The organism is Pseudoalteromonas sp. 19-MNA-CIBAN-0066 (genome assembly GCF_040308705.1).
Taxonomy (GTDB): Bacteria; Pseudomonadota; Gammaproteobacteria; order Enterobacterales; family Alteromonadaceae; genus Pseudoalteromonas; species Pseudoalteromonas nigrifaciens.
Genome location: NZ_JBEONZ010000062.1, coordinates 1 through 9,226, shown reverse-complemented (window position 1 = coordinate 9,226; position 9,226 = coordinate 1). Strand labels below are relative to the sequence as shown.

Annotated in this window: 6 protein-coding genes and 1 other annotated feature; of the genes, 4 read left to right on the top strand and 2 right to left on the bottom strand. The window is 44.1% G+C overall.

Annotated features, from left to right (window positions below; all coding sequences use genetic code 11):
- Nucleotides 1–71: 71 nt before the first annotated feature.
- The 4 genes from AAEZ18_RS17765 to AAEZ18_RS17750 all read left to right on the top strand — a co-directional run bounded on the left by AAEZ18_RS17765 (nt 72) and on the right by AAEZ18_RS17750 (nt 6,086).
- Complete coding sequence (locus AAEZ18_RS17765) at nt 72–1,202, top strand: S41 family peptidase (protein ID WP_350595419.1); 1,131 nt, start codon at nt 72–74, stop codon at nt 1,200–1,202.
- Nucleotides 1,203–1,274: 72 nt separating this feature from the next.
- Nucleotides 1,275–2,015 (top strand): divergent polysaccharide deacetylase family protein, encoded by a 741-nt coding sequence (locus AAEZ18_RS17760; RefSeq protein WP_179807181.1) that lies wholly within the window; start codon nt 1,275–1,277, stop codon nt 2,013–2,015.
- Nucleotides 2,016–2,825: 810 nt separating this feature from the next.
- Nucleotides 2,826–4,045 (top strand): IS3 family transposase gene (locus AAEZ18_RS17755; RefSeq protein WP_502935391.1). Its coding sequence is split into 2 segments (ribosomal slippage): nt 2,826–3,105 and nt 3,105–4,045, totalling 1,221 coding nucleotides; the frame shifts between segments, so codons are not numbered across the junction.
- Nucleotides 3,104–3,220 (top strand) — a sequence feature (AL1L pseudoknot). Its footprint overlaps the gene before it by 117 nt.
- Nucleotides 4,046–4,121: 76 nt before the next feature.
- Nucleotides 4,122–6,086, top strand: a complete 1,965-nt coding sequence (locus AAEZ18_RS17750; protein WP_350595416.1) for an esterase/lipase family protein — start codon at nt 4,122–4,124, stop codon at nt 6,084–6,086.
- 46 nt (nt 6,087–6,132) lie between these two features.
- Here the strand turns inward: AAEZ18_RS17750 and AAEZ18_RS17745 are convergent, their stop codons facing one another.
- Together AAEZ18_RS17745 and AAEZ18_RS17740 are read right to left on the bottom strand one after the other, a co-directional pair.
- Nucleotides 6,133–7,257: an ABC transporter permease gene (locus AAEZ18_RS17745; protein WP_350595414.1), complete on the bottom strand. Its 1,125-nt coding sequence runs from the start codon at nt 7,255–7,257 to the stop codon at nt 6,133–6,135.
- Nucleotide 7,258: 1 nt separating this feature from the next.
- On the bottom strand, nt 7,259–8,971 hold the full coding sequence (locus tag AAEZ18_RS17740; protein WP_350595411.1) for an ABC transporter permease: 1,713 nt from the start codon (nt 8,969–8,971) through the stop codon (nt 7,259–7,261).
- Nucleotides 8,972–9,226: the final 255 nt, after the last annotated feature.

Here is a 9,226-nt window from a genome sequence, read left to right as displayed (position 1 = left end):
AAGTTAACTTAAACTGGGCGTTAGGTATTCAGGCTGGGAACCAGCCTAAAAAGGTAGCTTAGGCTTTCTTTTTGAAATTCCTTCAAAACGCGCAGCGTTTAGTGGGAGTTGTTCATTACGTTGAAGATCTTACCCTACTAAACACCACTCATACTAGCTATAACAACCAGCAATTTGCGCATTTCTATGCCCAGCTTGATCCCCATTCTAAATACCTTGATGAACACGAATTAAATGCTTTATTTGATAACACTAATGGCCGCTATACCGGTTTAGGTATTGAGGTTAAAAAAATAAATAATAACGTGACCATTGTAAATGTAGTGAATAACTCACCTGCTAAAAGTGCTGGGATTATGGCCGGTGACATTATTATTAACGTTAATAATCAAACAACACAACACAGCTCCGTAGAGCATGTTGCTCAGCTAATAACAGCCAGCAAACTTAGTAATATTAGCTTAACCATTAAACGTGACAACCAACCGCAACCACTTAATTTTAATATGAGCCGCCGTGAAATAAAGCTCGAAAGCGTTACTAGCCAAGGTTTAGATTTTGGCCGCGGTTATTTAGCTATCAATAGTTTTTCTAACCACACTTTACATGAAGTTGCTTTGCAAATAGCGGCCATGCAAAATCACTTTGGGCACCCACTTAAAGGCCTAGTTATTGATTTACGTGACAACCCCGGCGGTACACTTAGAAGCGCTGTTGCGGTATCGGATCTGTTTTTACAAAATGGTACTATTGTTACAACCAAAGGGCGCTATAACGAGGCAAATAAAGCTTTTTATGCCAAACACGGAGACATTTTAAAAGGCGCCCCTATTGTCGTGCTAATTAACGAAAACTCGGCATCAGCAGCCGAAATTTTAGCTGCCGCATTAAAAGATAATAACCGCGCCAAGGTTGTTGGCAGCCAATCTTTTGGTAAAGGCTCAGTGCAATCGCTTATTCCACTTGGTGATGGCAGCACTGCATTAAAGCTCACTACAGCTAAGTACTTCACTCCTTTGGGGAAATCAATCGAGGGTGTTGGTATTACGCCCGACGTGGCGATTAATCAAACAACCCTTTCACAAAGTGATAAAGCCGTTATAATCAAAAACCAGCAAGCTAAAAGTAAACAAACACAACTAGCCAGCAAGGTAACTGATTTACAATTAGCTAAAGCTAAACAATTACTTAACCTGCAATAATTTTAGCCTTACTGATGTTGAATTAATAAGCTCTAAAAATAATAAAAACTATAAATTTAAAAAGCGATAAAGATGAAAGTAATTATAGGGCTGATATTGATGCTTGGTTTTGCGTCACTCAATGCTAAAGCCAAGCAAATAGCGATAGTAATAGACGACATAGGCTATCACCAGAGAGATTTAGAACTGTTAACTTTGCCTGGCCAAGTGTCGTATTCAATTTTGCCTCACACGCCTTATGCACAAGCTTTTGCCACTTTAGCCAGTAAAACAAATAAAGAGTTATTACTGCATATTCCCATGCAAGCACTTAACGGCAAGGAGCTTGGCCCTGGCGCACTTACGTTAAATATGAATAAAGAGCAGATACAGCAAATACTTGGCACTGCTTTGGCCAGTTTACCGCAAGTTAAAGGGGTTAATAATCACATGGGATCGGCGCTCACCCAGCAAGGTCAAGCTATGAGGTGGATAATGGAAGTGCTTAAAAAGCGACATTTATACTTTTTAGATAGTCGCACCACTGAATTAAGCCAGGCACAAAATGCCGCTAACTTTTTAGGCGTTGAAAATATTGGCCGTCATATTTTTTTAGATAACATAACCACACCAGAACAATTACAACTGCGCCTAGATGAGCTAAAACAACACGCTACTGAGCATAAGTTTGCCATTGCAATTGCCCACCCCTACCCTGAAACAATCGCATTTTTACGCCACGTTTTACCACAGCTCAGCAAACAAGGTTTTGAATTAGTACCCGTATCTAAGCTGGTAGAGCGTAAATATATACAACTGGCAGAGAAGTACTAAAGAGTAAATTGCAGCGGTTAGTAAAAGCCAGCTCTTTAATAAGCGCGGCATAAAGCCCTGCCTACGCACAACTTAAACACTGACCGTGGCTAATTTCGACCTAGTACCTAATGTAGCTAATCCCTGGATATACCCACGTTATGTCGCAGTATGATTTCAGCGACAAAAAGTTGTCGCTGAAAGCATTGTCTGACATAGCGGTGCTAATAAAAACAGGCGTTTGACAAAAAAATATAAGCATACTTTGACATAAAATGTAACCATAGTCTGACAAATTAGGATGAGGCAAAATAGTCAAAATTTAAAGATGTAATTTTATTACATATCTTCTTTTAGAAAGACATCGCAGCCTTGCTTGTGGTCAGGTGAGGTGCTTTTTGAGAGTGTGAGACAAAGTCAATTATAAGATAAACCTCTTCACAAAAAATTGGGAAGAGGTTTTTATTTGCCTTTTGGGCTGGTTAATAAAATTAGCTTTTTGTCGTGCGATTAGAGCCTTTTTAGCTGCCTACTCGGCAGTTCTCGTACCGCCCAAAGGGGTGGAGAGAGTATCCCAATTTTCAGCTGCCTACTCGGCAGTTCACACAAATTGCGCTATTAAGCGGGAATTAATTGTATTTTCAGCTGCCTACTCGGCAGTTCACGCGGCCAGCACTTTGGAAGCGTTATGAGCATTATTTTCAGCTGCCTACTCGGCAGTTCACTGTAAAGATTAGCCAATAAAAATCATGATTTCAATTGGTTGTAAGCTCAGTCTAGATGAATCGCCCCGTGTTTGCCAGAGACTCAATAACTTGAGAAACTGGAACTATGAAAAAATCAAATCGCTATACATCAGAATTTCGTGAACGTGCAATTAGGCTTGTTACCACACAACAGCATGAATACCCTTCTCTTTGGGCTGCGCTAGTATCGATTTCAGATAAACTGGGATGTACCCCAGAAACACTTAGAGCATGGGTCAAGAAATCTCAAGCTCAACCGTCTAAACCCTCTTCTAATACGCCATCAACTGAAGAACGCCTTGCCGTCTTAGAGCGCGAGAATAAAGAGCTCAAGCGAACGAATGATATCCTGAGGCAAGCTGCCGCTTTTTTCGCCCAAGCGGAGCTCGACCGCAAACAGAAGTAATAGTGGATTTTATTGATGCTTGCAGAGAGCATTACGGTGTCGAGTCAATTTGCAAGGAATTGCCGATTGCACCATCAACGTATTATTCTCATAAACAGATACAAAGAGAGCCTGAGCGACTGTCTAACCGCAAAAAGCGTGATGCTGAGCTGATAATACTCATTCGCGAAGTGTGGGAGGATAATATGTCAGTTTATGGTGCAAGAAAAATATGGAAGCAGCTACAGCTTGACGACCATCAAGTCGCCCGCTGTACAGTCGAACGATTGATGCGAGTTATGGGAATTCAAGGTGTTCGTCGGGGTAAAGCACATAAGACAACGATACCTGACGAGCAACAAGATAAGCCACTTGATTTAGTTAATCGTCAATTTACTGCTGAGCAGCCAAATCAACTTTGGGTAGCTGACATCACCTATGTTGCCACATGGAGTGGGTTTGTTTATGTCGCTTTCGTGATAGATGTTTTTTCACGATACATTGTAGGTTGGCGTGTATCAACGACAATGCACACAGAGCTTATTCTTGATGCGTTAGAGCAAGCTATTTGGCATCGTGGCAACCCCGAAGGGTTAATTCACCACAGCGACAGAGGCAGCCAATATTTGTCTATACGATACACTGAGCGACTTGCTGAAGCTGGAATTCAAGCGTCTGTAGGCAGTGTGGGTGACTCTTATGACAATGCATTGGCTGAAACAATAAATGGATTATTTAAAACAGAGATTATTCGCAGAAATGGCCCGTGGAAGAATGTTGATGCTGTTGAATACGCAACGTTAGAGTGGGTCAATTGGTTTAATAATCAACGCTTATTATCTTCAATTGGGTATATTTCACCAGCTCAATATGAAACAGACTACTATGATAATTTAAACGAGTCAGGTAAAGTGGCCTGACTTAAACAAACTGGTCTCCGATGAACTCGGGGCGATTCAGAAATGATATAGCCGCAATTTCCAAAGAGGATTAGTAATGACCTTAAGCTTTAACAAACTTGCCTGGCTATTTTTTATCCTGCTGTGTTCAGCCTTACTTAATGCCTGCAGTACCCTAAAGCAGTTCGATAGCCCAGTTGCAGTTCGCTCAATGAATACTGACGAGTACATCAGAATTAAACGGGGTGATGTGCTTACCGGCAACACACCGAGCGCAGCGTCAATAGAGACGATAAAAGTAGCCGGGTTAGATGTTAGCGCCTGTCTCGATTTAGATAACCCCGGCCATGAATGCATTGCCGCACTGCTGCAAACAAGCGGCATTAATGATGAAAGACGTTTATCTACTTTGTCGGAACTCTGGGTGCAACAGGCGCTGTCAATATCGCAAACAAAAGCAGCCGAAGCACGCCTGCATGCCTGGCTACAGGCCGCCCGCTATGCCTATGCTTATCTGTTTTTTACTAACCGCTCTGCCGGAGAGCGGGCATTTGAAGACAGGCAAACTCAGGTACGTGACTATTACAATTTAGCCGTGCAAGAGACGGCTACCATTCTGTTTGAAGCGTATGAGCGGAGTAATAATGTCAGTCCTGACATCGCCCCATTTTCCATGAGTGGCTGGGTAATCAAAACAGATTTGTCAGGCACCAATATTGCGCAAAGTGAGCAACCTATCCATAACTTATTTGCCGCGCCCTCTCTGGCTTTTACAGGGCTTCGCAGTCAGTATCGACGCGATGGTTTTGGCGCAGAGTTGGTTGCTGATCGAAGCGTGAAAACTAATGCTGGCGTTCTGGCCAGAAATAGCGATAGCAAAGATCACGCACCAGCCAGACCAACCTGGAGCGAGATGCCGTACCCGGTTGTTACCGCTTTATTGCGCTTTGAAAGTGATTCCCTTGCAGACATTTTAGCCACTACTGAAGTGACTTTCGCTGTGTATGATCCTTACCGGCACTTTGCTACCGAGCTATACGAGCAACATATCCCTTTAGCCGGACACTTTACCGCAGGCTATGGGCTGTGGCTGGCTCAGGCGGGTTTTGCCCGGCGGTCGATACGTACCTTACTGGGCCGTGAGCAAAACTTCGACAAACCACATGTATACTTGATGCAGCCATATGATCCGGACCGAAGGGTTATCTTAATGATCCATGGGCTGGCCAGTAGCCCTGAAGCTTGGGTAAACGTGGCAAATGAAATAATGGGTGATGAAATACTGCGCAAAAAATTTCAGGTGTGGCAGGTATATTACCCCACTAATATTCCTATCCCGATTAATCACTTCGAGATCCGCAATACTATCAATGCAGTGCTTCATCATTATGATCCACAAGGTTCGGCGACAGCATCAAAAAACATGGTCGTTATGGGCCACAGTATGGGCGGTGTCATCGCCCGGTTAATGGTATCGTCCAGTGAAAACCTGATGAGCGAAGTACTCCGGGATGTTGAGTTCGAACCCAAACGTCGGCAACGCATTGAAGCGCACATTAAGCCAATATTACAATTCTATCCAATGCCAGAAGTGTCTCGGGCAATCTTTATTGCCGCGCCTCACCAAGGCACCCCCTTCGCAGGACAAAGAATAGGGCGTTTTGTCGCAAGCATGATCAAACTGCCGTTAACTATTCTCGAAGATTTTGCTGATGTGCTTCAAGGCAGCGCTGATGATCCCGCCTTAAGTCAAAAAAAACCGCTTTACCTCCCCAATAGTGTTGATAACTTAAACGCGGATGATGACTTCATTGTGGCTGCTGCGACGCTCCCTATATCTTCGACAGTGAACTATCACTCTATCATTGCCAGAACGCACTCTGATGGAAAGCTAGAAGACAGTGATGATGGCTTAGTTCCCTACCAAAGCGCTCACCTGCCTGAAGCGGTATCTGAAACAGTTATTGTCTCTGGCCACAGTGTTCAGGAAACCGCTGCAGCTATTTTAGAGATTAAGCGTATCCTGCTCGACGATTTAGAAGACACTGCAGCCATTAAATAAATTAAGACTAAGAAATAAACGGATGCTGGCCTTAGCAGATAGCTGGTCACGCCATTTGCGTGATAGCTTTACGAAAACGTGATAACGAAAAGGCAAATAAAACACTGCCGATAATCACTAGCCAAAGAAATTGGGGCCAAACAACATCCAAGCCGGCACCACGATAAAGAATAGCCTGCGCTTGGCTAACAAAATGAGTGGTGGGTGCAGCCAACATAATATTTTGGACTAAATCAGGCATGCTTTCTCTTGGCGTGGAACCGCCTGAGAGCATTTGTAGCGGCAATAAGATAAGTATCATCAGCATGCCAAATTGGGGCATATTCCGAGCCAGGGTTGCGATAAAAATACCTAATGACGTTGTTGCAAACAGATGTAAAGCAGCGCCCAGCAGGAACAGCATGACAGAACCTTCAATTGGTACCTTTAAAGCGCCTTGAATCACAAAAGTCAAAGAAAACGCGGCCGCAAACAACACTACAACGCCCATCGACCAAATTTTTGCCAGCATAATTTCTGTGGGTGTAACAGGCATTACCAGCAAATGCTCTAGGGTACCGTGTTCACGTTCCCGGATCAGTGCAGCGCCAGTCAGGATAATCGATAACATCGTTACATTATTAATAATCTGCATGACTGAACCAAACCAGATTTTTTCTAATGTGGGGTTAAACCGTACTCTCAGTTCAAGATCTACCGGGGACGATGACAAGCCGCGTTGATGCTGCAAAAACTCACTGATTTCTGCCATAATAATTTGCTGAATATAACCGCTACCGCTAAATGCCTGACTCATACGGGTTGCATCAGTGCTCAGTTGTATATTAGTGATGCGCCCAGCCAGCATATCGCTTTGAAAATCAGGTGGTATATTAACCACAAAAGTATATTGACCGGAATCCATACCCGGATCCATCTGTTGCAGAGAAATTAACTCGGGTAAAGTAAACTGCGGCGGATAAAAAGCCGCTACGATTCGGGCCGAAAGCGGCGAAGCATCTTCATCAACTATCGCTATCGGGGCTTTATGCAACGTTTCTGGCATAGCAGTGGCTGCAGTATAGACCGACAGCGTAAAGGTATAAAAAATCAGGAATAGCATGATTTTATCACGCCTTAAACTCCAAAGCTCTTTAACCCCTAAGCGATAAATATTAGCTAATGCTCTCATATTAACGCTCCTGCTTTTTCAGTAATAGCACAGCGGCGGCCAAAATAACGGGTATTGCCAGCACCAATGGTATAAACGAATTATACAAATCATTGAAATTAAGCGCTTTACTGAAGACTCCTCTACTGATGTCAATCATATGAGTAGCAGGATAAAGCTCACCAATCAGGCGGCCAGCACCTTCCATTGAGGAGACCGGATCCAATAACCCTGCAAACTGTATTGCCGGGATCATCGTGGCTAACATGGCAAAAAACATCGCCGCTATCTGGCTTTTGGTAATCGTTGAGGCCAAAAGCCCCAGGCCTGTAGCAATAATGCAATATAAAGAAGCCGCCAGCAGCAAGGTAATAAAGCTACCGGTAATGGGCACCTCAAACAGGGTAACGGCCAGCAAACACATCAACAAAAAATTGATTATCGCCAAAACGACATAGGGCAACTGCTTACCTAACATAAACTCTATTTTTGTTACCGGGGTAACATACAGGTTGAGAATCGATCCCAGTTCTTTTTCCCGCACTACGGCCAGCGCCGTTAACATGGCCGGCATCATCAGTAACAACAATGGAATAATGCCGGGTACCATCGCTGGCAGGCTACGCACATCGGGGTTATACCGGTAACGCGTTTCAATGCCTACTGTGCTGCTAACACTATTATTCGTTCGCAGACGGGCCTGCTCCGTAAGCCAATGCTGATGTATACCCTGCACATAGCCTTTAACTGTTTCTGCCCTTTGTGGCATAGCACCATCAACCCAGGCGCCAACTGCAGTGGCGGTTCCACGTTCGATATTTCTGGCAAAACCAGACGGTATTTCCAATACTAAAGCAAGCTCGCCGCTGCGCATCCTGCTATCAAGCTCTGCATAATCTTTTATCGGTTCCTGTGCTAAAAAATATCGGGAGCCCGATAAGCTAAGAGTATAATTCTGGCTTAATACGGTCTGATCCCGGTCCAGCACGGCGTAGCGTAAGTCTTCCACATCCATACTGATGCCGAAGCCCATCACAAATAATAGAATGAGCGATCCGATTAAACCCAGGGTACTTCTTACCGGATCGCGGCGTAACTCTAACGATTCGCGCCACATGTAGCTGAACATACGCTGGCCACTAAAAAATTGTTTTGACGGCGCGAACACTTTGCTCACGGCGGGTTTTGTCACGTCAAATACCTGAGTTTCTGCTGCCTGACTGTCGCCGCTGGCCTCAATTAAGTAATCAATAAAGGCTGCTTCTAACGTTGTTTTGCCGCGTTTTTTCATCAGTAAAGCCGGTTTATCACTGTCCAGCACTTTTCCGGCATGCATCATCGACATTCTGTCGCAACGTTCAGCTTCGTTCATAAAATGGGTAGAAATAAAAATAGTCACCTGATCCTGCCTGGATAAAGTAATCAGCAAGCGCCAAAAATTATCCCGGGCAATAGGGTCAACACCCGATGTAGGCTCATCCAGAATCAGTAACTCTGGTTTATGCACCATGGCAACTGCCAATGACAAGCGTTGCCGGATCCCAAGCGGCAAGCTTTCCGGCAGTTCATCCAGCACTGCCGCTAAATCAAAACGTGTAGCCATTTCATCTACCCTACCCGGAATGTCTTGCTCCGCAACATGGAATAGCCGGGCATGTAGCACAAGATTTTGTGCTACCGTCAGTTCACCATATAACGAAAACGCTTGTGACATATAGCCAATGCATATTCTCATGCATCGCGATCACCTAATACTATCTAAGCCGATCACCTAATACCATCCATCAAGATCACTCAATACCATCGATGCCGATCACTTTTCGGTCAAAATGGTATTGAGTGATCGGCTTGAATGGTATCGTTCAATTTGTACACGTTTTTGTCTAGCCAGTAGGTGTTTTTAACCGTTATTCTTTTCATTTTTGATGATGAGAATGACCATGCCAACGGCACCTATTTCAATGCGTAAACTTAAAGAGATTTTAAGACT

Coding starts and splice junctions, on each gene's coding strand:
- AAEZ18_RS17740 (WP_350595411.1), bottom strand. CDS start 8,971: ATGAGAATATGCATTGGCTATATGTCACAAGCGTTTTCGTTATATGGT.
- AAEZ18_RS17760 (WP_179807181.1), top strand. CDS start 1,275: ATGAAAGTAATTATAGGGCTGATATTGATGCTTGGTTTTGCGTCACTC.
- AAEZ18_RS17745 (WP_350595414.1), bottom strand. CDS start 7,257: ATGAGAGCATTAGCTAATATTTATCGCTTAGGGGTTAAAGAGCTTTGG.
- AAEZ18_RS17750 (WP_350595416.1), top strand. CDS start 4,122: ATGACCTTAAGCTTTAACAAACTTGCCTGGCTATTTTTTATCCTGCTG.